This window comes from Arthrobacter sp. SLBN-53 (assembly GCF_006715585.1).
GTDB lineage: Bacteria > Actinomycetota > Actinomycetes > Mycobacteriales > Mycobacteriaceae > Mycobacterium > Mycobacterium neoaurum_A.
The window spans coordinates 1,795,295-1,817,045 of record NZ_VFNN01000001.1 but is presented as its reverse complement, the minus strand read 5'-3'; the positions used below and the strand labels follow the sequence as shown (position 1 = coordinate 1,817,045).

The 21,751-nt window shown below is 66.8% G+C and carries 21 protein-coding genes; 14 read left to right on the top strand and 7 right to left on the bottom strand.

The genetic code is table 11. The features are described 5' to 3' along the window. Positions 1–5 precede the first annotated feature (5 nt). Together FBY28_RS08610 and FBY28_RS08605 are read left to right on the top strand one after the other, a co-directional pair. Entirely contained in the window at positions 6–1,145 is a 1,140-nt protein-coding gene (locus FBY28_RS08610; RefSeq protein ID WP_141865910.1) for an ROK family transcriptional regulator, read from the top strand. 43 nt (positions 1,146–1,188) lie between these two features. Beyond that, the gene (locus FBY28_RS08605; protein WP_141865908.1) at positions 1,189–2,016 is read left to right on the top strand and encodes a class I SAM-dependent methyltransferase; all 828 of its coding nucleotides are present in this window, start codon (positions 1,189–1,191) and stop codon (positions 2,014–2,016) included. A gap of 27 nt (positions 2,017–2,043) precedes the next feature. Here the strand turns inward: FBY28_RS08605 and FBY28_RS08600 are convergent, their stop codons facing one another. Then, positions 2,044–2,919 (bottom strand): LLM class flavin-dependent oxidoreductase, encoded by an 876-nt coding sequence (locus FBY28_RS08600; RefSeq protein WP_141865906.1) that lies wholly within the window; start codon positions 2,917–2,919, stop codon positions 2,044–2,046. Between the two features lie 53 nt (positions 2,920–2,972). Between FBY28_RS08600 and FBY28_RS08595 the strand changes: the two genes are divergently transcribed. Next, positions 2,973–4,175 carry an MFS transporter gene (locus tag FBY28_RS08595; RefSeq protein ID WP_141865904.1) on the top strand — a complete coding sequence of 401 codons (1,203 nt, stop codon included), beginning with the start codon at positions 2,973–2,975 and terminating at the stop codon, positions 4,173–4,175. Here FBY28_RS08595 and FBY28_RS08590 read toward each other — a convergent pair. Then, on the bottom strand, positions 4,133–5,341 hold the full coding sequence (locus FBY28_RS08590; protein WP_141865902.1) for a diiron oxygenase: 1,209 nt from the start codon (positions 5,339–5,341) through the stop codon (positions 4,133–4,135). The genes FBY28_RS08595 and FBY28_RS08590 overlap by 43 nt on opposite strands. A 104-nt stretch (positions 5,342–5,445) precedes the next feature. On the opposite strand from FBY28_RS08590, the gene cobF reads away from it, so the two are divergent. Continuing rightward, positions 5,446–6,186 (top strand): precorrin-6A synthase (deacetylating), encoded by a 741-nt coding sequence (gene cobF / locus FBY28_RS08585; RefSeq protein WP_141865900.1) that lies wholly within the window; start codon positions 5,446–5,448, stop codon positions 6,184–6,186. 5 nt (positions 6,187–6,191) lie between these two features. Next, complete coding sequence (locus tag FBY28_RS08580) at positions 6,192–6,587, top strand: phage holin family protein (protein ID WP_141865897.1); 396 nt, start codon at positions 6,192–6,194, stop codon at positions 6,585–6,587. On the opposite strand, the gene FBY28_RS08575 is transcribed toward FBY28_RS08580, so the two are convergent. Beyond that, positions 6,584–8,209 carry an FUSC family protein gene (locus tag FBY28_RS08575; RefSeq protein WP_216847574.1) on the bottom strand — a complete coding sequence of 542 codons (1,626 nt, stop codon included), beginning with the start codon at positions 8,207–8,209 and terminating at the stop codon, positions 6,584–6,586. The genes FBY28_RS08580 and FBY28_RS08575 overlap by 4 nt on opposite strands. Between FBY28_RS08575 and FBY28_RS08570 the strand changes: the two genes are divergently transcribed. The 5 genes from FBY28_RS08570 to FBY28_RS08555 are packed head-to-tail and all read left to right on the top strand — an operon-like array spanning position 8,208 to position 11,734. Then, a complete protein-coding gene (locus FBY28_RS08570; RefSeq protein WP_141865895.1) occupies positions 8,208–9,077 on the top strand; it encodes an Fpg/Nei family DNA glycosylase in 870 nt (289 codons plus the stop codon). The two genes, FBY28_RS08575 and FBY28_RS08570, sit on opposite strands and share 2 nt — an antisense overlap. A gap of 14 nt (positions 9,078–9,091) precedes the next feature. Beyond that, positions 9,092–9,256 (top strand): hypothetical protein, encoded by a 165-nt coding sequence (locus tag FBY28_RS25740; protein WP_160145467.1) that lies wholly within the window; start codon positions 9,092–9,094, stop codon positions 9,254–9,256. Further along, positions 9,249–10,466: a threonine/serine exporter family protein gene (locus FBY28_RS08565; protein ID WP_141865894.1), complete on the top strand. Its 1,218-nt coding sequence runs from the start codon at positions 9,249–9,251 to the stop codon at positions 10,464–10,466. The genes FBY28_RS25740 and FBY28_RS08565 overlap by 8 nt, the downstream gene beginning before the upstream one ends. A gap of 40 nt (positions 10,467–10,506) precedes the next feature. Then, positions 10,507–11,256 carry an SDR family oxidoreductase gene (locus tag FBY28_RS08560; RefSeq protein WP_141865892.1) on the top strand — a complete coding sequence of 250 codons (750 nt, stop codon included), beginning with the start codon at positions 10,507–10,509 and terminating at the stop codon, positions 11,254–11,256. Between the two features lie 58 nt (positions 11,257–11,314). Then, the gene (locus FBY28_RS08555) at positions 11,315–11,734 is read left to right on the top strand and encodes a hypothetical protein (RefSeq protein WP_174241577.1); all 420 of its coding nucleotides are present in this window, start codon (positions 11,315–11,317) and stop codon (positions 11,732–11,734) included. A 76-nt stretch (positions 11,735–11,810) separates the two neighbouring features. On the opposite strand, the gene pgi is transcribed toward FBY28_RS08555, so the two are convergent. Then, positions 11,811–13,460 carry a glucose-6-phosphate isomerase gene (gene pgi, locus FBY28_RS08550; RefSeq protein WP_141865890.1) on the bottom strand — a complete coding sequence of 550 codons (1,650 nt, stop codon included), beginning with the start codon at positions 13,458–13,460 and terminating at the stop codon, positions 11,811–11,813. Positions 13,461–13,510: 50 nt separating this feature from the next. Between pgi and FBY28_RS08545 the strand changes: the two genes are divergently transcribed. After that, entirely contained in the window at positions 13,511–14,974 is a 1,464-nt protein-coding gene (locus FBY28_RS08545) for an NAD-dependent succinate-semialdehyde dehydrogenase (RefSeq protein ID WP_141865888.1), read from the top strand. Positions 14,975–15,032: 58 nt separating this feature from the next. On the opposite strand, the gene FBY28_RS08540 is transcribed toward FBY28_RS08545, so the two are convergent. Further along, positions 15,033–15,290 carry a chorismate mutase gene (locus FBY28_RS08540; protein WP_286177867.1) on the bottom strand — a complete coding sequence of 86 codons (258 nt, stop codon included), beginning with the start codon at positions 15,288–15,290 and terminating at the stop codon, positions 15,033–15,035. A gap of 84 nt (positions 15,291–15,374) precedes the next feature. On the opposite strand from FBY28_RS08540, the gene pcrA reads away from it, so the two are divergent. Then, positions 15,375–17,708: a DNA helicase PcrA gene (pcrA, locus tag FBY28_RS08535; protein ID WP_141865886.1), complete on the top strand. Its 2,334-nt coding sequence runs from the start codon at positions 15,375–15,377 to the stop codon at positions 17,706–17,708. Here the strand turns inward: pcrA and FBY28_RS08530 are convergent. Both FBY28_RS08530 and FBY28_RS08525 read right to left on the bottom strand, forming a co-directional pair. Further along, entirely contained in the window at positions 17,705–18,271 is a 567-nt protein-coding gene (locus tag FBY28_RS08530) for a hypothetical protein (RefSeq protein WP_216847572.1), read from the bottom strand. The genes pcrA and FBY28_RS08530 overlap by 4 nt on opposite strands. Positions 18,272–18,285: 14 nt before the next feature. Further along, entirely contained in the window at positions 18,286–19,356 is a 1,071-nt protein-coding gene (locus FBY28_RS08525; RefSeq protein WP_174241576.1) for a M23 family metallopeptidase, read from the bottom strand. Between the two features lie 287 nt (positions 19,357–19,643). Between FBY28_RS08525 and sucC the strand changes: the two genes are divergently transcribed. Then, positions 19,644–20,807 carry an ADP-forming succinate--CoA ligase subunit beta gene (sucC, locus tag FBY28_RS08520; RefSeq protein ID WP_141865884.1) on the top strand — a complete coding sequence of 388 codons (1,164 nt, stop codon included), beginning with the start codon at positions 19,644–19,646 and terminating at the stop codon, positions 20,805–20,807. A 14-nt stretch (positions 20,808–20,821) separates the two neighbouring features. Further along, positions 20,822–21,724 (top strand): succinate--CoA ligase subunit alpha, encoded by a 903-nt coding sequence (sucD, locus tag FBY28_RS08515; protein WP_141865882.1) that lies wholly within the window; start codon positions 20,822–20,824, stop codon positions 21,722–21,724. Positions 21,725–21,751 lie beyond the last annotated feature (27 nt).

Here is a 21,751-nt window from a genome sequence, read left to right as displayed (position 1 = left end):
GAGGTGTGACCAGCGTCGGTGAAGTCTTTGCCCTGATCAGGGCCAAGGGCGAGCTGACGCGTACCGAGATCACCGCGCTGACCGGCCTGTCCAGGACCGCGGTGGGCGCCAGGTTGGCGGTCCTCCTGGGCGCCGGGCTGGTCAAGGAGTGCCAGCCGGCTCCCTCGACGGGCGGGCGTCCGGCCACCCAGCTGAGCGTCGATACCGATGCCGGGATCGTGCTCTCGGTCGCGGTGGGGCTCAGCCGCACCCGTCTTGCGGTCTGCGATCTGGCCGGCGCGGTGTTGGCGCTCTCCGATATCGACTCCGAGGTCGCGCTCGGTCCTGCTGACCTGATGCCCGATATCGGCAAGGGACTCGACGTTCTGTTGGAACAGTTCCCGGGGGTCGACGTCCACGGTGTCGGGCTGACCCTGCCGGGCACGGTCGATGCCGAACGGGGATGCAGCTGCGGATCGGCGATCCTGCGCGGTTGGGACGGTGTGCCGCTGCGTCCCTACCTGGAGGCATTACCGCGCATCGGGTCCGCGCCCATCGTGCTGGACAACGATGCGAACGCCATCGCGCTGGCCGAACGCGGTGGCGATGACGATGTGCTGGTGGTCAAGGCCTCCAGCGGTCTCGGTGCGGGCATCATCGCCGGGGGCGTGCTGTTGCGTGGCGCGAACCAGGCCGCGGGCGAATTCGGTCATAACAAGGTCGTTGCCGCAGAGGGCATTCCGTGCCGCTGTGGGAACACCGGGTGCCTGGAGGCCGTCGCGGGCGGATGGGCGATCGTACGGGCATTGCAGCAACAGGGCATATCCGTCCGGCACCTGCGCGATGTTGCCGAGCTGGCCGCCGACGGCGACCCCGAGGCCCGCCGGATGGTCCGTGAGAGTGGGCGCGCCGTCGGTGCGGGGATAGCGCCTGCGGTGAACCTGCTCAACCCGGCTGCCGTCGTGATCGCAGGCGATATGGCCGGAGTGTACGAGATGTTCGTCGCGGGCCTGCGAGAGTCGTTGTACGGCAACGCCACCGCCGAAGCCACCGGGGCTCTGCAGGTGCGCCCGGCGGCGCACGGCGACCGTTCCGCCACGGTCGGTACTGCGATGCTCGTGCTCGAACACGTGCTCAGCGTCGCCGCGATCGACGCACGCCTCTGACGCCGAGATTCCGACGGCGTGGCCGGTGCCAGAATGTTCTCCCATGACCGAGAACTGGCGGGCGCTGAATCTGGCGAACTGGGAATCCCGGGTCCCGATACACCTGGGCCCCGGTGGCTACGAGCTCGACGGCTTCGCGGACCCTCGGTACCTGTCCGGCGTGGTGCGCTACGACCTTCCCCGCCTCGGGGACATCAGTGGGCTCGACGTGGTGCACCTGCAATGCCATATCGGCACCGACACCGTCTCATTGGCCCGACTCGGGCCGAGATCGGTGACCGGACTGGACTTCTCGCCGTCGGCGATCGCCGCGGGCACCGCGCTGGCGGCGCGCGCCGACAACCCGGTCGCATTCGTCGAGTCCGATGTCTACGACGCGGTCGGCGCTCTCGGAGGCCAGTGCTGCGATCTGGTCTACACCGGTATCGGTGCGTTGTGCTGGCTGCCCGATATCCGGCGATGGGCCACGGTGGTCGCCGAACTCCTGCGTCCCGGTGGACGGTTGTTCATGCGTGAGGGACACCCGATGCTCGACACGATCGGTGATGGCCGATCCGATGATCTGCTGGTGGTGCACTACCCGTATTTCGAGACGGCGGGAACCGCGTTCGACGAGCCGAGCAGCTACGCCGGGCAGGGAACGCTCGCGGCATCGGCCGGGGTGTCGTTCAATCACGGTCTCGGCGAGGTCTTCACCGCCCTGACCGCGGCCGGTCTGGTCGTCACCGCGTTGGAGGAACACCGCGAGGCGCCGTGGAAAGCGCTCGAGGCCATGGTCGAGAGCGCCGAGTACGACGGTGAGTACGTGCTCGCCGAGCACCCCGAACGGCTGCCGCTCACCTACACCGTGCAGGCCGTCAAGCCGGGGTAGCGCGCCGCCGGTGTCAGGCCGTCGATGTCAGCACTTGGCGATGACGTTCTCGGCGAACCACTCCAGGTTGCGGATCTTGTCGTCGAGCGGCTCGGTGTCCTGGCCCATGATGTACGGGATCCGGAAACCGACGATGACGTCGGTGACGCCCTTGTCCTCGAGGCGCTTCACCCCGTCGAGGGTGAACCCGTCGATGGAGATGACGTGGATCTGGAACTCGTCGGCCTTGCCGATGCGCTCTTCCTCCTCGCGGAACTTCGCCAGCTTGGCCAGCAGCGGATCGAGGTCGGCCGGATCGCCACCGCCGTGCATCCAGCCGTCGTTGCGGGCGGCCCGGCGCAGCGCGGCATCGGCATGGCCGCCGACCAGGATCGGCACGGGTTTCGTGGGTGCCGGGGTCATCTTGGTGCTCGGGATGTCGTAGAACTCACCGTGATACTCGAAGTAGTCCCCGGACGTCAGACCGCGGATGACATCGATGCACTCGTCCATCCGCTTCCCGCGGCGGGCGAACGGTACGCCCATGATCTCGTAGTCCTCGGGCCACGGACTGGTGCCGACACCGAGTCCGAGCCGGTTGTCGAACATCGCGGCCAGTGATCCGGTTTGCTTGGCGACCAGCGCCGGTGGCCGGATCGGGAGCTTCAGGACGAAGATGTTGAAATGCAGTTTGGTCGTCACGGCCGACAATGCGCCGATGAGCGCGAACGACTCGATGAACGACTTGCCATCGAGGAACTCTCGGTTCCCGTCCTCGGTATAGGGATACTTCGAATCCGAGACCTCGGGGTAGGCGATGCTGTCCGGGATGGTCATCGCGTGGTATCCGGCCTCGTCGGCGGCCTTTGCCAGTGGGATGTAGTACTTCGGATCGGTCATGGCTTCCGCATAGGTGAACCGCATGACGCCGATACTAGAACACGTTCTAATTATGCGATGCGGATTGGTCGGGCAGGATGAGCCGGCTGCCCCGAGCCTGGCTCACCCGCAACGTCCGCCTTCTGTCTGCGGTTTCGTTCCTGCAGGACGCGGCCAGTGAACTGCTCTACCCGCTGCTGCCGATCTACCTGACGACGGTGCTGGGCGCCCCGCCCGCGGTGGTCGGCGCCATCGAGGGGGCGGCCGAGGGTGCGGCCTCGCTGACCAAGCTGGCCTCCGGTCCGCTCGGTGACCGGTTCGCCAGGCGCCCGCTGATCGCCGGTGGCTACGGTATGGCGGCCCTGGGCAAGGTGATGGTCGCGGCGTTCGCGACGTGGCCCGGTGTGATGGCCGGCCGCGTCACCGACCGGCTCGGTAAGGGCCTGCGCGGGGCGCCACGCGACGCGTTGCTGGTCGACGGGATCGATGCCGGTGCGCGCGGCCGGGTGTTCGGCTTCCACCGCGCCATGGACACTCTCGGGGCGGTGATCGGCCCGCTGATCGGCCTGGCCGGTTATGAATTGCTCGACCAGCAGATCGCCCCGTTGCTCTGGATCGCCGTCGTTCCGGCTCTGCTCAGCGTCGCGCTGGTGTTCCTGGTCAGCGAACCCCGGCGTGTCCAACGCACGCAGCGCCGCCCCGTCTTCGCCAGGGTCAAGGATCTGCCGCGGCAATACTGGCGAACCGCGGGAACGCTGGTGGCGTTCGGCGTGATCAACTTCCCGGACGCGCTGCTGTTGTTGCGGCTGTCCGAGATCGGCTTCTCGGTCACCGGCGTCATCACGGCCTATGTGGGCTACAACCTGGTCTACGCGGCGTCGAGTTATCCCGCGGGCCTGCTCGCCGACCGGATCGGACGGCTCGCGGTGTTCGCCATCTGTGTGGTCTTCTTCGCGGTGGGCTACACCGGACTGGGGCTGACGACCGACCCGATGCTCGCCTCGGTGCTGATCGGAGCGTACGGCGCGTTCGCCGGTTGCACCGACGGGGTCGGCAAGGCGTGGATCTCTTCGCTGGTCGGACCTGACCTGCAGGCCAGCGGGCAGGGCGTCTTCCAGGGCGCAAGCGGTTTTGCGATCCTGTTCGCCGGTATCTGGGCGGGACTTGCCTGGGGGGCCGGCCCCGGAGCGGGAACCGTGCCGTTGTTGATCTCCGGGGTTCTCGGCGGCATCTTTGCCGCGGTGTTGCTGGTCAGGGCTTACCGCGGAAAAGGCGGCGTGCCCACCCCGGCGATCGAGTAGCCACCCTGCTGGCTGCGCTCGGTGAACTTCGCCGATGCGGTGCGCTCGCCGATGGTGATCGAGACCGGATTGCCGGGCCCCTCGGGTAGTGGCTCCAGAACCGTTCCGCGCCAATGATATCGACCGTCGATCGGATCCAGATGGCCGGCCAACATGACCTGGACCTGGCGGCCGTCGACCGTCGCGGGGCCGCTGTAGAAGTCATCGTCGGACGGGCCGTCCTGGTCGGTGTCCTCGACGCGGCCGGCGGTGCCGATCGTGCCGGTCGGCAGGAATCCACTGCGTCGCCACATCCGCCGGGCAATCGGACCCATCAGGCCGACCTCGTCGAGGAACGACGCCAGCGGTGCGAAGCCCGCGATCTGCACCTGCTGTCGGTGCGGTGAGCGGCGGGCCATCCGGCGCGCTTCTTTCCCGTCCAGGCCGACCCGGCGGTATTGCACCGTATTGGTGAACAGGTGGCGGAAGAACGGCCCGCCGAGCCCGTTGAGATTGCCGACCCAGATCCGCTTGGCCCGCGACATCTGCGGCGTGCGCTTGCGTAGGCCGTCGCGGGCGAACTGGATGTGGCGGGCCTCCTCGGTGACGTGGATGCGCATGAGGCGCTGCACCATCGGCTGCAACTCGTCATCGTCCATCATCTGGCGCTGCAGGGAATCGAAGATCTCCTCGCCGACCAGGGCGGCTACCCACAACACCGACCCGCGGAACGCGAACGGCAGGGCGTTGATGATGATCCGCTGATAGAGCCGCGGACGCACCGGTTTGGCGCCCACCTTGGCGATCGCCTTACCGAACATCACCATGTGTCGGGTCTCGTCGCCGAGTTCGGTGAGCTCGTAGTGGGTGGTGGCCGCGGTGGGGTCGGCATGCATCATCTTGCGCAGCAGCGACTGATTGAGGATGTTCTCGAACCAGATGCCCGCCGAGAGGGTGTTGACCAATTCCTGGCGGGACAACTCGATCTGCTCGGCCCGGGTCATCGACTCCCAGAGCTCGGTGCCGTACAGCGAGACCACCCTCGGCGGCAGGTAGAACTTGTCGGGATCCAGGGGTGCGTCCCAATCGATGTCGACGATCGGCTCGTACGACTTGCGCACCGACCCTTTGAGCAGGCGCTCGGCGAACTCGGCGCGTGTGGTCCCTGCCTTCACCGAAGCGGTCATCGTCGACTCTCCCTTGAGCGGTCCGAGATTCCGACGGTAAGCCCGATACCAACGGTAGTCAATACCTGCGGTACCGGGTAAATCCGATCGACTAACCTTTGCGGGTGCGCACCATTCATGTGATCGGCATCGGAGCAGGCGACCCCGACTACGTGACAGTGCAGGCCATCTCGGCACTGAATGACACCCAGGTCTTCTTCGCGATGGACAAGGGCGAGGCCAAGGACGATCTGGTCGCGCTGCGCAGACTCATCTGCGATCGCTTCATCGAGAAGCCCGGATACCGCTTCGTCACACTGCCCGACCCCACGCGGGCCGCCGACGTGCCCTACGAGCAGGCCGTCGACGACTGGCACGCGGCACGGGCAAAACTGTGGGCCCGTGCCATCGAGACCGAGCTGCCCGACGGTGCGAGCGGGTCCTTCCTGGCCTGGGGTGACCCGTCGCTCTACGACAGCACCCTGCGCATCCTCGACCGCGTCGCCGAACACGTGGACTTCGAGTTCGACGTCATACCCGGTATCACCGCCATCCAGTCGCTTACCGCGCGGCATCGCATCCCGCTCAACGATATTGGCGAGCCCGTGCTGATCACCACCGGGCGCCGGCTGCGTGCCGACGGACTGACCGGCGCGGCCGTGGTGATGCTCGACGGGGATTGCTCCTTCCGTGGCTGCCCGCCCGATACCCGGATCTGGTGGGGTGCCTATCTGGGAACTCCCGACGAGTTGCTGGTGGCAGGAACCGTGGGAGAGGTCGCCGATCAGATCGCCGAAATCCGCGCCGCAGCAAGGCAACGACACGGCTGGATCATGGACACCTACCTGCTGCGGGCGGCAGACTGACGGCCATGGGTTTTCTGCTGCGGGCCGCACTGACCGGGGTCGCGCTCTGGGTGGTGACGATGCTGGTCCCGGGGATCAGCATCGTCGGTGGTGACTCCACGCTGCAGCGGGTCGGCATCATCTTCATCGTCGCGGTGGTGTTCGGGCTCGTCAACGCGGTCGTCAAACCGATCGTGCAGTTCATCTCGATACCGCTCTACATCCTGACCCTTGGCCTGATCCACATCGTCATCAACGCCTGGATGCTCTGGATCACCTCCTGGATCACCGAGAACACCACCCACTGGGGCCTGCAGATCGACGAGTTCTGGTGGACCGCCATCTGGGCCGCCATCGTGCTGTCCATCGTCAGCTGGATGCTGTCGGTGCTCGCCAGTGACCTGAAAAGGTCTGAGCGCTAACCGTTCTCCGGGTGCTCGCGCACCCAACACGCCGCCAACGTCTGATACGCATCCTGTTCGGCGGCCGCCACCGTCGGCCACAACCGCTCGGCGTCGGCCCGTTGCGTTGCCGATCCGCCGATCGCCGCCTGATACGTCTCCAGCAGTGCCAGCGCGCTCAGTTGTAGATCCCGGCGCGCGGCGCGGGCCGGCGTACTGCTCACCGCGCCCGCCCGCATATGCACATCGGTCCGGTGGGTCGCGGCCACGGTTCGGGCCAGCGCCGCCTTCAGTGGGGCCGGCCCGTGCCGGCGCAGCGCCACCCGATACACCAGAAGTGCGATCACACAACCGATCACGGTATCCAGGCCCCGGGTCACCAGGAAGTGACCGAGGTCGGCGACGGGACGACCGCCGGTAGCGATCGTCAGTGCGAGCGGGGTGATGAAGATGACGGCGATGGTGTAGTTACGCACCACGAACATCTCGATGGCGAACTGCAGCACGGCCACCACCGCCACCAGCCACCAGCCCTGCGGCTGCCAGGCCAGGATCGCGGCCGCCAGCCCCAGCCCGAGCAGCGTGCCCACCATGCGTTCGGCGCCGCGTTGCACGGTGCGTGACCAATCGAACCCCTGGTACAGCACCAGCACCGCCGTGGCCATCGCCCAGTACGAATGGTCGGCGGTGAAAAGCAATGCCGCCGCACCGGACAGCGCCACCGCGACCCCGACCCGCAGCGACACCCGCACCGACTCCGAACCCGGACTCAACGCCCGGCGCAGCAGGACGGCATTGCCGGGCCTGCCCAGCGGCAACCGCGCGGGCGCGGTGCTGTCAACGGGTGCGAAATCGGGTATGGCACCGTCGACGATGGCACCGAACACCCGGTGCAAACGCAGGTTCTCCGCGCGCAGGCGGTCGACCACAGCATCGGGTTCGCAGTGCGTCGGCTGATAGTTGACCAGGGTTGTCCACGCCTGATGCAACGCCTTGGCGGCCAGATGCCGGTCGCTGTTCTCGCCGCTGTCTCGATAGCGCTCGACGGCGGTGCGGGCGGCCGCGACGGCGCGCACCTCCGGTCCGTGCTTTCCCCCGTCGCCCACGAATGGTTCCCACAACGCCCCGAGCATGTGCACCACCCAGGAGAACGCGCCACCGGCGAGCACCAGGAGGCCGATATGCCAGGGCGGCAGATGGGTCGACGCGGTGGCGGTACCGGCGGCACAGCCCAGCACGAACATGAACGCGCCGGGCGGGCCCACACCCAGCGCATGGCAGACCAGGACGGCCACCATCGCGATCGCGGTGATGGTCACCAGCCCGAGCCACGGGATGGCCGCGGCCCAGTCGCCGAGGGCCACCGCGGCCGCGAAACACACCGCGATCGCCGCCAGGTATCCGGCTCGGTTCCGGTAGGGCCTTCCGCTGCCGTAGAGCGAGGTGAATCCGCCGATCACGGCGATCAGCCCGGCACCGGTGTCGCCGAGCAACCAGCCCACCAGTACCGGAACCGCCATGCAGATACCCGCGCGCACCGCGAACTGCCACCGCCCCGGCGCCGGGTTGATCACCAGGAACCGCCGCACCGCCGCCAGCACATCAGAGACGATATCGGGGCCTGTCCGGCACACTGGACCCATGCCCGAGCTTCCCGAGATCGAGGCGCTCGCCGACCATCTGCGCCGCCACGCCGTCGGCCGTCAGATCGTGCGGGTCGACATCTCCGCGTTGTCGGTGCTGAAGACCTTCGATCCGCCCGTGACCGCCCTGCACGGGCGGCCGGTCACCGGGGCGCAGCGGTGGGGCAAGTACCTGGGTCTGGAGGTGGGTGAGATGTTCCTGATCACCCATCTGTCGCGGGCCGGCTGGCTGCGTTGGTCGGACAAGCTCGCACCCGCGCCGCTGAAGCCCGGCAAGGGCCCGATCGCGCTGCGGGTGCATCTGGCCGGAGACGAACCGGGCCAGACCGTCGGTTTCGACCTGACCGAGGCAGGCACCCAGAAACGGCTTGCGGTATGGGTGGCTCGGGATCCGATGGAGGTCCCGCAGATCGCCGCGCTGGGCCCCGACGCCTTGACGCTGGGGCCCGAGGATCTCAAGGAGGTGCTCGCCGCGCACGGTGGACGGATCAAGACGGTGATCACCGACCAGAAGATCATCGCCGGTATCGGCAATGCCTACAGCGACGAGATCCTGCACGTGGCCAAGCTGTCACCGTTCGCGACGGCCAACAAATTGTCCGATGCGCAGCTGGCCGACCTGCACGATGCGATGTCCTCGGTGCTCACCGATGCGGTGGCGCGTTCGGTGGGGCAGCAGGCCGCAACGCTCAAGGGGGAGAAACGGTCCGGGTTGCGCGTGCACGCACGCACCGGGCTGCCCTGCCCCGTCTGCGGTGACACCGTCGCCGAAGTCTCCTTCGTGGACAAGTCCTTCCAGTACTGTCCCACCTGTCAGACCGGTGGTAAGAAGCTCGCCGACCGGAGAATGTCGCGCTTGCTCAAATAGCGGCGAGGAGGCCGGTGGTCAGGCGTAGGGACACAATGCTCTGGACCCGCAACGCGCACGCGGTGATCGCGGCGATGCACACGCTGGTCCGACTGCTGACCGCCGTACCCGCAGTGGCGACCGTGGTGGCACTCGCGTTCTTGCGGCCGTCCGCACCACAAGGAACGCACCATGTCTGACACGACGACCACCATCGAATTCATCGCCCGGCTCGGGTCGGCGATGCTCAGCGCGGACTATCCGGTGACGATGGTTCGCCATACGCTGGAGCGGGTGGCCGCGCGGCAGGGCACGGACTGCCCGGTGCTCGTGTTGCCGAACTTCATCCAAGCGGGGGACCGGCAACACACGACGGTGGTCCGCGGCGCGGCATTGCGCTACGACCAGACCTTCCCGCTGGGTGAGCTCGTGGCACGGGCCCAGACCCGGCGGTTGGATCCGGCCGAGGGGCTGGCCGAGCTGGACCGGATCCACGCCATGCCGCGACGATTCGGCGGTGGCGTCAGCGTCATCGGCTACGGGTTGCAGAGTGCGGCCTACGCGCTGATCCTGCAGCCGACCGTGCTATCGCTGATCGCCGCGACCGGATTCGGGTTGTTGGTCGGATTGCTGGAATTGCTCACTCGGCGCAATCCCGCACTGCGCCAACTGCTCCCGGTCCTCAGCGCGTTCCTGGTGACCTATGTCGCCTTCAGCCTCGGGCGGCTTCTGCACATGGGTCACGACAGCCTGCGGGTGCTGATCGCACCGCTGACGCTGTTCCTACCGGGGGTCGCCATCACGCTGGCCGTCATCGAGTCGTCCACCAGTGAAATGGTCTCCGGTTCGGCACGTCTGATGGCGGGACTGATGCGCCTGGCCCAACTGGCGCTGGGCATCCTGCTGGCCGTCCAGTTACTCGGTCTGACGTGGTCCGAACTGGTCGATGTGCCGGTGAACACCCTGGGCAGCTGGGCGCCCTGGCTCGGGGTCGCGGTCTACGCCGTCGGGATCATCCTGCACCTCGGCCCGCCGCGTGGGTTCGCGCCATGGCTGACGCTCGTCCTGTTCACCGCCTACGGCGCCCAGCTGCTGACCAACGCGGTCTTCGGAGGCTATGTCAGCGGATTCGGCGGCGGACTGATCCTCATCTTGAGCGCGTTGGCCCTGAGTAGACTGTCCATGACGCCGGTGGCGCAGGTGATGTTGGCACCCGGCTTCTGGCTGTTGGTTCCCAGCTCGATCGGGATGATCGGCCTCGCCGAACTCGCGTCGGGGCAGGGCAGCGCGGCAATCACGGTGATGCTCGTGTCGATGATGTCCATCGCGTTGGGTTTCACCACCGGATACGCGATGTGGAATGCGTTCGCGCGCCGTGGCGCGGACTCCGATACCGCGACAGAACTCTGAGGGTTTCCGGCCAGAAATCTAACTCGGTTATCCTGCTGCCATGACCCGCCAGAAGATACTCATCACCGGTGCGAGCTCCGGCCTCGGCGCCGGGATGGCCCGCGCCTTCGCGGCCATGGGCCGCGACCTGGCGCTGTGCGCGCGCCGCCTCGATCGACTGGAAGAACTGCGTGCCGAGATCCTCGACAAGCACCCGTACGCCAAGGTCGCCATCGCCACGCTCGACGTCGACGACCACGAGGCCATCCCGCAGGTCTTCGGGCAACTGTCCGACGAATTGGGTGGTATCGACCGCGTAATCGTCAATGCCGGCATCGGCAAGGGCTACCAGATCGGTGGCGGGAAGCCGTGGCACAACTCCGCGACGCTGACCACCAACCTGGTCTCCGGGCTGGTGCAGATCGAGTACGCGCTGCAGCTGTTCCAGAAGGCGGGCGGCGGGCACCTGGTGCTCATCTCCTCGGTGCTGGGCAATACCGGTGTGCCCGGCACCAAGGCCGCCTACGCGGCGTCGAAGGCGGGCATGACCTCCCTCGGTGAATCCCTGCGCGCCGAGTACGACAAGGGGCCCATCCGGGTCACCGTCATCGAACCGGGCTATATCGAATCGGAGATGACGGCGCAGGCGGCGAACACCTTGTTGATGGTCGACAACGAGACCGGCGTGCGCGCCATGGTCGCGGCCATCGAGAAGGAGAAGGGCCGCGCGGTGGTGCCGAACTGGCCGTGGGCGCCGCTGACCCAGATCATGCGACTGCTGCCGCCGAAGTACACCAAACGCTTCGCCTGATCTCGATTGCGATCGGGATGATGTTTAGCCCGACTTAGTCAGTGGTAACTCTCTTTTCATGATGGTGAAACTGACGAAGATGACGCCCTTGTTGTTCGCCGGCGCCGCGGGTGCGGCCATCGCCTTCTCCCCGGTGTCCGGTGCCACCCCGCCGCCACCGCCGCCGTGCTGGAACGCCGACGGCACGCCGTGCGCCGCAGTCGGCAATGCCGGTCCGGGCGGTGCCAACGTGGCGATCCCCGGTGGTCCCGTCGGCGAGGCCGGACCCGGTGGTGCCAGTGGTGCCATTCCGGGTGGTCCCGTCGGTGAGGCCGGACCCGGTGGTGCCAGTGGTGTGATCCCGGGCGGTCCCGGCGGATCGGCGGGCCCGGACGGTGCTACCGGGGCGATCCCCGGCGGCCCCAGTGGCACCGCAGGTCCCGGTGGGGCGAGCGGCTGCATCCCGAATGTGGGTTGCGCAACCATCCCCGCCCCGTAACACAGCATCTCGACACGACGCGTACCCGCTGCTCGCCGAAAGGCGCAGCGGGTACGCGCCTTTCGGCACCCGCGGCTCAGGCCGTTCGACCGCGCTCCGCGCGGTAGTGCCGCACGAGGGCATCGGTCGAGGAATCCGTCTGCGTCGCGGGAGCGGCATCATCGGTCAGCACCGGTAGAAGCGCCTTGGCCTGGGTCTTGCCCAGCTCGACACCCCACTGGTCGAACGAGTCGATACCCCAGATGACGCCCTCGGTGAAAACCTGGTGTTCGTAGAGTGCGATGAGCTGACCCACCACCGATGGGGTGAGCTTGGTCGCCAGGATCGATGTGCTCGGCCGGTTTCCCGGCATCACCTTGTGCGGCACGACATCAGCGTCGGTGCCCTCGCCCGCGATCTCCTCGGCTGTCTTGCCGAAGGCCAGCACCTGCGTCTGTGCGAAGAAGTTGCTCATCAGCAGGTCGTGCATGCTGCCGGTGCCGTCTGCGGTGGGCAGGTCGTCGGTGGGCTGGGAAAAGCCGATGAAGTCGGCCGGGATCAACCTGGTGCCCTGGTGCAGCAACTGGTAGAACGCGTGCTGACCGTTGGTTCCCGGCTCACCCCAATAGATTTCGCCGGTATCGGTGCTGACCGGGGTGCCGTCCGCGCGCACCGACTTCCCGTTGGATTCCATGGTCAGCTGCTGCAGATAGGCGGCGAACCGGGACAGGTCATTGGAATACGGCAGCACCGCGCGGGACTGCGCGCCGAAGAAGTTGTTGTACCAGACGCCGATCAGGCCCAGCAGGGCCGGCGCGTTCTGCGCCAGCGGTGCAGTCCGGAAGTGCTCGTCGATGAGGTGGAACCCGGAGAGGAACTCCGCGAAGCGTTCGCGACCGATCGCCGCCATCACGCTCAGCCCGATCGCCGAGTCCACCGAGTATCGGCCGCCCACCCAATCCCAGAAGCCGAACATGTTGGCGGTGTCGATGCCGAATTCGTCGACGAGCTTCTTGTTGGTGGAGACCGCGACGAAATGCTTGGAAACCGCTTCCGCGCCGAGTGATTCGATCAGCCACCGCCGCGCCGCGGTCGCATTGGTCAACGTCTCCAGCGTGGAGAACGTCTTCGACGCGACTACGAAAAGCGTTGTGGCCGGGTTCAACCCGTCCAATTTCGCGACCAGGTCGGCAGGGTCGACGTTGGAGACGAAGCGCGCCGAGATACCGGCATCGGCGTAGTGGCGCAGCGCGTCGTAGACCATCACCGGTCCCAGATCCGAGCCGCCGATGCCGATATTCACCACGCACGTGATCCGCTCGCCCGTGGCGCCGGTCCACTGTCCGGAACGCAACCGGTCGGTGAAATCGCCCATCGCGTCGAGCACCTCATGGACGTCGACGACCACGTCCTGGCCGCCCACGATCAGCTCGGCGCCCCTCGGCAACCGCAGGGCCGTGTGCAGAACGGCGCGGTCCTCGGAGGTGTTGATGTGCGCACCGGAGTACATGGCGTCGCGGCGGTCCTGCAGCCCGGCCGCGGTGGCCAGCTCGACCAGGAGTTCCAACGTCTCGCGTGTCACCCGGTGCTTGCTGTAGTCGATGTAGAGATCGCCGACGGTCAGCGTGAGATCGGTGCCGCGGGCCGGATCTTCGTCGAAGAGCTCCCGAAGATTCTTCGACGACACCGCCTCGTGGTGGCGTTGCAGCGAATGCCATGCGGCCGTCTCGGTGATGTCAGCACTCATTCTTCCGACCTTAGTGCGGCGTCGGGATCGAGGGTGTACATGATGGATGTATGCGCACCGAAAAGTTGGCAGAGTTGATTTCATCCGTGCCCACCGGTCTGTGGATCGGTGGTGAAGAGCGGGGCTCGGCTTCATCCCAGAAGTTCGACGTGCTCAACCCCGCGACCGACGAGGTGATCACCTCGGTGGCCGATGCGACGCCCGAAGACGGGATCGCCGCGCTCGATGCCGCCACCGCCGTGCAGGCCGACTGGGCCGCCACCCCGGCGCGCGAACGCGGTGAAATCCTGCGCTCGGTGTTCGAAACCCTCACCGCGCGAAGTGAAGACCTCGCCATGCTGATGACCCTGGAGATGGGCAAGGTGCTGGCCGAGAGCCGCGGCGAGGTGAAGTACGGATCGGAGTTCTTCCGTTGGTTCGCCGAGGAAGCCGTCCGCATCGACGGGCGCTACACCCACAGTCCGGCGGGTACCGGGCGCATCCTGGTGACCAAGATGCCGGTGGGCCCGTGTTACGCCATCACGCCGTGGAACTTCCCACTGGCGATGGGCACCCGCAAGATCGGCCCCGCCCTGGCGGCCGGTTGCACCATGCTGGTCAAACCGGCGCAGGAGACCCCGCTGACGATGCTGCTGCTGGCCAAGCTGATCGACGAGGCCGGCTTGCCCAAGGGGGTGCTCTCGGTGCTGCCGACCACCAAGCCCGGCGATCTGACCGCAGCGCTGATCGACGACGGCCGGTTGCGCAAGCTGACCTTCACCGGCTCGACCGGGGTCGGCAAGGCACTGGTGAAACAGTCCAGCGACAAGCTGTTGCGCACCTCGATGGAACTCGGTGGCAACGCCCCGTTCGTGGTGTTCGACGATGCCGACGTCGATGCCGCCGTGGAGGGTGCGTTGCTGGCAAAGATGCGCAACGGCGGCGAGGCCTGCACCGCGGCCAACCGGTTCCACGTCGCCAATGCGGTGCGCGCGGAGTTCACCGAGAAGCTGGTCAAGCGGATGAGCGAATACTCGTTGGGCAACGGTCTTGAGGAGTCCTCGACATTGGGCCCGCTGATCTCGGCCAAACAACTCGGCATCGTCGCCGACCTGGTCTCCGACGCCGTGTCCCGCGGCGCCGAGGTGGCCGTCGGCGGAGTGGCCCCGGACGGTCCCGGACACTTCTACCCGGCCACCGTGCTGGCCGACGTCCCGGCCGACGCCCGCATCCTCAAGGAGGAGGTGTTCGGGCCCGTCGCGCCGATCACCGGCTTCGATACCGAGGAGGAAGGCATCGCCGCAGCCAACAACACCGAGTACGGGTTGGCGTCCTACATCTACACCCAGTCCCTCGACCGGGCGCTGCGCGTGGCCGAGTCCGTCGAGGCGGGCATGGTGGGCGTCAACCGCGGGGTCATCTCGGATGCCGCGGCGCCGTTCGGCGGGATCAAGGAATCCGGGTTCGGCCGCGAGGGCGGCTCGGAGGGTATCGAGGAGTACCTGGAGACCAAGTACATCGCCTTCACGTCCTGACGATTTCGGCGCGGAAACGCTCGCTGACCGAGCGTTTCCGCGCCGAAATCGGGGGGGACTAGTGGCCGAGGCGGCCGCGACCCAGGCGCAACAGCAGCATGGCCAGGTCCTTGCCCTCGGGGCCGAGCTCGCTGTAGCGCTCGATGACCTTCATCTCGCGGCTGTGTACCAGCCGGGTGCCGCCGGAGGCCATCCGCGCCTTGCCGATGATGCGCGAAACCTCGGCGCGGCGCTTCACCGCGGCCAGGATTTCCGCGTCGAGGCGGTCGATCTCCAGGCGCAGTTCGTCGATATCGGCGGCGGGCTCGGGTAACACGATCCGAGTGTGCCACCCGGCGCAGATTCGGTGCAAAGGCGGGTCACCGGGATGTCACCGGTCGGCGGTAGATTCGAGACCGAAATGACATCTCTTTTTGACGCGCCGGCCCAGGGTTCTGATACCGATCAACTGCTCGACGGGCTCAACCCGCAGCAGCGCCAAGCTGTCCTGCACGAAGGATCCCCGCTGCTCATCGTGGCCGGCGCGGGATCGGGTAAGACGGCGGTGCTCACCCGGCGCATCGCCTACCTGCTGGCCGCGCGTGATGTCGGTGTCGGGCAGGTGCTCGCCATCACCTTCACCAACAAGGCCGCCGCCGAGATGCGCGAACGCGTCGTCGGGCTGATCGGCCCGCGGGCCCGCAACATGTGGGTGTCCACTTTCCACTCCACGTGCGTGCGCATCCTGCGTAACCAGGCCTCACTGCTGCCCGGGCTGAACTCGAACTTCTCGATCTACGACTCCGACGATTCGCGCCGGCTGCTCATGATGATCGCCAAGGACATGGGCCTGGACACCAAGCGCTACACCCCGCGGTTGCTGGCCAATGGCATCTCGAACCTGAAGAACGAGCTGATCGACCCCGACCAGGCGCTTGCCGACCTGACGGACAGCTCCGATGACATGTCCAAGACCATCGCCTCGGTGTTCGGCGAGTACCAGCGCCGGCTGCGGGCGGCCAACGCCCTGGACTTCGACGATCTGATCGGCGAGACGGTGGCCGTGCTGCAGGCCTTCCCGCAGATCGCCCAGTACTACCGGCGCCGGTTCCGGCACATCCTCGTCGACGAGTACCAGGACACCAACCACGCGCAGTACGTGTTGGTGCGCGAGCTCGTCGGGGTCGAGACACACTCCGATGACCCGGCCGGGGTGCCTCCCTCGGAGCTGTGCGTGGTCGGTGATGCCGACCAGTCCATCTACGCGTTCCGTGGCGCCACCATCCGCAATATCGAGGACTTCGAGCGCGACTATCCCAACGCCAGAACGATTCTGCTGGAACAGAACTACCGGTCGACGCAGACGATCCTGAACGCCGCCAATGCCGTGATCGCCCGCAACACCGGCCGCCGTGAGAAGCGATTGTGGACCGACTCCGGTGAGGGAGAGCTGATCGTCGGCTACGTCGCCGACAACGAGCACGACGAGGCCCGGTTCGTCGCGGGTGAGATCGATGCGCTGACGAGCGAGGGTGGAATCTCCTGCCACAACTTCAGCGACGTCGCGGTGTTCTACCGCACCAACAACTCCTCCCGCGCGCTGGAAGAAGTCTTCATCCGCTCGGGCATCCCGTACAAGGTGGTCGGCGGCGTTCGGTTCTATGAGCGCAAGGAAATTCGCGATATCGTCGCCTACCTGCGGGTGCTCGACAACCCCGGGGACTCGGTGAGCATGCGCCGTATCCTGAACACCCCGCGGCGGGGAATCGGGGACCGGGCCGAGGCGTGCGTCGCGGTGTACGCCGAGAACAGCGGTGGCAGCTTCAACAATGCGTTGCAGGCCGCCGCCGAGGGCCGGGTGCCGATGCTCAATACCCGCTCGGAGAAGGCGATCGCGTCCTTCGTGAAACTGCTCGACGAGCTGCGCGGCCAACTCGACGGCGAACTCGGCGACCTCGTCGAGGCGGTGCTGGAGCGCACCGGCTACCGACGTGAGCTCGAATCATCCAGTGACCCGCAGGATCTGGCCAGACTGGACAACCTGAACGAGCTCGTCAGCGTCGCCCACGAATTCAGCATCGACCTGGCCAACCGGCAGGCGTTGGCCGAAGAGGAAGACCGCGACGAGGACATCCCCGACACCGGGGTACTGGCCCAGTTCCTGGAACGGGTCTCGCTGGTGGCCGACGCCGACGAGATCCCCGAGCACGGTTCCGGCGTGGTCACCATGATGACACTGCACACCGCCAAGGGTCTGGAGTTCCCGGTGGTCTTCGTGATCGGCTGGGAGGACGGCATGTTCCCGCACATGCGGGCGCTCGGCGACCCCACCGAGCTCAGCGAGGAACGCCGGCTGGCCTACGTGGGTATCACCCGGGCTCGGCAGCGGTTGTATCTGAGCCGTGCCAAGGTGCGCTCGTCATGGGGCCAGCCGATGCTCAACCCCGAGTCCCGGTTCCTGCGCGAGATCCCCGAGGACCTGATCAATTGGCGTCGGGTGGAGGCGCCGTCGGCCGCGCTGAGCGCGCCGCGCGTCGGCCGCTTCGCCGAGAACGCCCGTCCCGCACCGGGGAAGGCGCGCAACCGCACGATCATCACGTTGGAACCCGGCGACCGCGTCAACCACGACAAGTACGGATTGGGCCGCGTCGAGGAGGTGTCGGGGATGGGCGAATCGGCGATGTCGCTGATCGATTTCGGCAGTGCCGGCCGGGTCAAGTTGATGCACAACCATGCGCCGGTGCAGAAGCTCTAACGACCCGGTCCTTCAGACCACCGTCGAGTGGCGGGCAACAGCGTCAGCACCACCGTCGCCAGTGGCAGCACCGGCATCGCGAACACCACCGGGTGCAGTTTGGCTCCGGCCAGGAACAGGCTGCCGAAGATGAGCAGCCCGATGGCCGCCCCGACGATGATCAGCAGTCGACCCATCCGGCGCTGCAGCAGCAGGGCGATCAGCCCGGCGATACCGGCGCCCGCCGAGATCGCGGTAAGGAATCCGATCGCGATGCAGAACAGCAGGTCGGTGTTCCACCAGCCGGCGATCAGGTCGGTGGCGATGACCGAGGTGGCCCAGCCGCTGAGAATGCTCGCAATGGCGGCTGAGATCGCGGTGACGGGCCCGGCGGCCCGTCGCCCGGGGACTGCCACCGGAACCGGTCGTGGAATGTAGGTGGTCTGCGTGGTCTCGGTCGCCGCGGGAACCAGTGACGTTGGTTCGGCACCGGGGTCAGCGGCGAGCGCGGGGAAGGAACCCGTCGGGTGCCGACGGATGATGCGGGGTTGTTCGGCGGGTGGCACCGGAGGTTCTGCCGTCACCCCGACCACGGTAGTTACCCGACGTAATTGCCGGGGGAGAGCCCGCGCTGAGCCAGCCACGGCACCGGGTCGATCCGGTTGGAACCGTTCATCAGCACCTCGAAGTGCAGGTGCGGACCGGTGGAGTTGCCGCGGTTGCCCATGGTGGCGATCTGATCGCCGGCCATCACGCGCTGGCCCTTGCTGACCAACCAGGTGTTGATGTGTCCGTACAGCGTCACGGTGCCGTCGGAATGGCGCAGCTTGACCAGCGCACCGTAACCGGCGGCCGGCCCGACGTCGACGACCACGCCATCGCTGGCGGCCAGGATCGGCGTGCCGATCGGACCGGCGATGTCGATGCCACCGTGCAGGACACCCCAGCGGTATCCGAAGCCGGATGTCCACACGCCCTTGGTGGGCATCACGAACATGGGCCGGGTCAGCCGGGCCTCGCGATCGGCGCGCTCCTGGGCGAAGGCGGCGGCCTTGCTGATCTCCTCGGCGTGCACCGCCGAGGAGGCCACCGGCTGCACGGCGATGATCTGCACACCGTCGGCCGATCCGGTGATCGAGGCACCCTCGATGAGGGCGCCGTCGGCGGCGAGCAGGGTGTCCGGGGCGGGAGTCACGTCGTTTGCCGTGGACAGCGAGTAGGCGCCCGAGGCGGTTGCTCCGGCGGCCATGGCGGCGATCATCAGCCGGCTCTTGACCGCGCCCACGGTCTGCTTGCGGTGCGCCCCGCCGGTGCGGTGCGCCCGCATGTCGATGACATCGGTCAGCGCGGTGCCGTCACTGAGGTCGGTGTGGCTGTCGCGGTAGGCGTGCGACGAGGGCTCGCCGTCGGCCTGGAATTCGTTGGGGATGACCAGTCGCAGGGGGACCAGGTCGTCGGTGTCGTGCAGGTCGTCGAGTTCGGGGGCGGCGATCACGCGCTGTTCCTTGTCGAACGCGGAGCTGTCCCGGAAGTCGAGTTCGCACAGATCGCCGAACTCGTTGAAAGGAATGATGTCGGTGACCGCTGCCGGGTTCTCTGGCCGCTCGGGGCTTTGCCGCCCCTTCGTCGCTGCTCCCCGGAGGGATCGAGACGAACTGTGCTCAGCCAACCTGAAAATTCCTTAGCGCCGTGACCTGACCGTTACCGAGACCAAGAGGCACGTTAACCAAATTCCAATGTTGGTGGCAACTTATGAGCTCATTCCCAGGGGCATTGTGACTTGTATCACCAATGGGCCTCGGTGAGATGTACCACATGAACGGTGGGCGGTGCGGGCGCCTGCCGGGCGGGTGGATACAGTGCCAGCGAGCCAGTCACGGCCATCGGTCTGTCCGGCCCACTACCTGTGAAGTCAGTTCGAAACGTCACCTAGACAGACACCCTTTTAGGAAACTCATGGATCTGTTCGAGTACCAGGCGAAGGAACTCTTCGCCAAGCACAACGTACCGACCACGCCGGGCCGGGTCACCGAGTCCGCCGAGGACGCCAAGGCGATCGCCGAGGAGATCGGCAAGCCGGTCATGGTCAAGGCTCAGGTGAAGGTCGGCGGCCGCGGCAAGGCAGGCGGCGTGAAGTACGCGGCCACCCCCGCCGACGCGCTGGAGCACGCCAACAACATCTTGGGCCTGGACATCAAGGGCCATGTCGTGAAGAAGCTGTTGGTCGCCGAGGCCAGCGACATCGCCGAGGAGTACTACATCTCCTTCCTGCTCGACCGCTCCAACCGCACCTACCTGGCCATGTGCTCGGTCGAGGGTGGCATGGAGATCGAAGAGGTCGCCGCGACCAAGCCCGACCGGCTGGCCAAGGTTCCCGTCAACGCCGTCAAGGGTGTCGATCTGGCCTTCGCCCGCGAGATCGCCGAGAAGGGCCACCTGCCCGCCGAGGTGCTCGATGCCGCCGCCGTGACCATCCAGAAGCTCTGGGAGGTGTTCGTCGGCGAAGACGCCACCCTGGTGGAGGTCAACCCTCTGGTGCGTACCCCCGACGATCAGATCCTGGCGCTGGACGGCAAGGTCACCCTCGACGCCAACGCCGACTTCCGCCAGCCCGGCCACGCCGAGTTCGAGGACAAGGACGCCACCGATCCCCTCGAGCTCAAGGCCAAGGAGAACGACCTCAACTACGTCAAGCTCGACGGCGAGGTCGGCATCATCGGCAACGGCGCGGGTCTGGTCATGTCGACCCTCGACGTCGTCGCCTACGCCGGTGAGAAGCACGGCGGCGTGAAGCCCGCCAACTTCCTCGACATCGGCGGCGGCGCCTCGGCCGAGGTGATGGCCAACGGTCTGGACGTGATCCTCGGCGACAGCCAGGTCAAGAGCGTGTTCGTCAACGTCTTCGGTGGTATCACCTCGTGTGACGCCGTCGCCAACGGCATCGTGAAGGCGCTGGAGATCCTCGGCGACGAGGCCAACAAGCCGCTGGTCGTGCGTCTCGACGGCAACAACGTCGACGAGGGTCGCCGCATCCTGGCCGAAGCCAATCATCCGCTGGTCGTACAGGCCGAAACCATGGACGCCGGCGCCGACAAGGCCGCCGAGCTGGCCAACAAGTAAGGGAGCCAACAAGAATGTCTATCTTCCTGAACAAGGACAGCAAGGTCATCGTCCAGGGCATCACCGGTGGCGAGGGCACCAAGCACACCAAGCTGATGCTCAAGGCCGGCACCCAGATCGTCGGTGGCGTGAACGCCCGTAAGGCCGGCACGACCGTCAAGCATGAGGACAAAGACGGCAATGAGATCGAGTTGCCCGTCTTCGGTTCGGTCGCCGAGGCCATGAAGGAGACCGGCGCCGACGTGTCGATCGCCTTCGTGCCGCCGGCGTTCTCCAAGGACGCGATCATCGAGGCCATCGACGCCGAGATCCCGCTGCTGGTCGTCATCACCGAGGGAATCCCGGTGCAGGACAGCGCCTATGCGTGGGCCTACAACGTGGAAAAAGGCGAGAAGACCCGCATCATCGGGCCGAACTGCCCCGGCATCATCACCCCCGGTGAGTCGCTGGTCGGCATCACGCCGAACAACATCACCGGCAAGGGCCCGATCGGACTGGTCTCCAAGTCCGGCACCCTGACCTACCAGATGATGTACGAGCTGCGCGATCTCGGCTTCTCGACCGCCATCGGCATCGGCGGCGACCCGGTCATCGGCACCACCCACATCGACGCTCTCGAGGCGTTCGAGAAGGATCCCGAGACCAAGCTGATCGTGATGATCGGTGAGATCGGTGGCGACGCCGAGGAGAAGGCCGCCGCCTACATCAAGGCCAACGTCACCAAGCCGGTCGTCGGCTACGTCGCGGGCTTCACCGCTCCCGAGGGTAAGACCATGGGCCACGCCGGCGCCATCGTCTCCGACGGTGCGGGTACCGCGGCCGGTAAGCAGGAGGCTCTCGAGGCTGCGGGTGTGGCCGTCGGCAAGACGCCGTCGGAGACCGCCGCCAAGGCGCGCGAGCTGTTCAACAAGCTGTAAAGAACTGCACAGAGGAAGGCCCCCGCG

Coding starts and splice junctions, on each gene's coding strand:
- FBY28_RS08605 (WP_141865908.1), top strand. CDS start 1,189: ATGACCGAGAACTGGCGGGCGCTGAATCTGGCGAACTGGGAATCCCGG.
- FBY28_RS08600 (WP_141865906.1), bottom strand. CDS start 2,919: ATGCGGTTCACCTATGCGGAAGCCATGACCGATCCGAAGTACTACATC.
- FBY28_RS08595 (WP_141865904.1), top strand. CDS start 2,973: ATGAGCCGGCTGCCCCGAGCCTGGCTCACCCGCAACGTCCGCCTTCTG.
- FBY28_RS08590 (WP_141865902.1), bottom strand. CDS start 5,341: ATGACCGCTTCGGTGAAGGCAGGGACCACACGCGCCGAGTTCGCCGAG.
- FBY28_RS08580 (WP_141865897.1), top strand. CDS start 6,192: ATGGGTTTTCTGCTGCGGGCCGCACTGACCGGGGTCGCGCTCTGGGTG.
- FBY28_RS08570 (WP_141865895.1), top strand. CDS start 8,208: ATGCCCGAGCTTCCCGAGATCGAGGCGCTCGCCGACCATCTGCGCCGC.
- FBY28_RS08575 (WP_216847574.1), bottom strand. CDS start 8,209: ATGGGTCCAGTGTGCCGGACAGGCCCCGATATCGTCTCTGATGTGCTG.
- FBY28_RS08565 (WP_141865894.1), top strand. CDS start 9,249: ATGTCTGACACGACGACCACCATCGAATTCATCGCCCGGCTCGGGTCG.
- FBY28_RS08560 (WP_141865892.1), top strand. CDS start 10,507: ATGACCCGCCAGAAGATACTCATCACCGGTGCGAGCTCCGGCCTCGGC.
- FBY28_RS08555 (WP_174241577.1), top strand. CDS start 11,315: ATGATGGTGAAACTGACGAAGATGACGCCCTTGTTGTTCGCCGGCGCC.
- pgi (WP_141865890.1), bottom strand. CDS start 13,460: ATGAGTGCTGACATCACCGAGACGGCCGCATGGCATTCGCTGCAACGC.
- FBY28_RS08545 (WP_141865888.1), top strand. CDS start 13,511: ATGCGCACCGAAAAGTTGGCAGAGTTGATTTCATCCGTGCCCACCGGT.
- pcrA (WP_141865886.1), top strand. CDS start 15,375: ATGACATCTCTTTTTGACGCGCCGGCCCAGGGTTCTGATACCGATCAA.
- sucC (WP_141865884.1), top strand. CDS start 19,644: ATGGATCTGTTCGAGTACCAGGCGAAGGAACTCTTCGCCAAGCACAAC.
- sucD (WP_141865882.1), top strand. CDS start 20,822: ATGTCTATCTTCCTGAACAAGGACAGCAAGGTCATCGTCCAGGGCATC.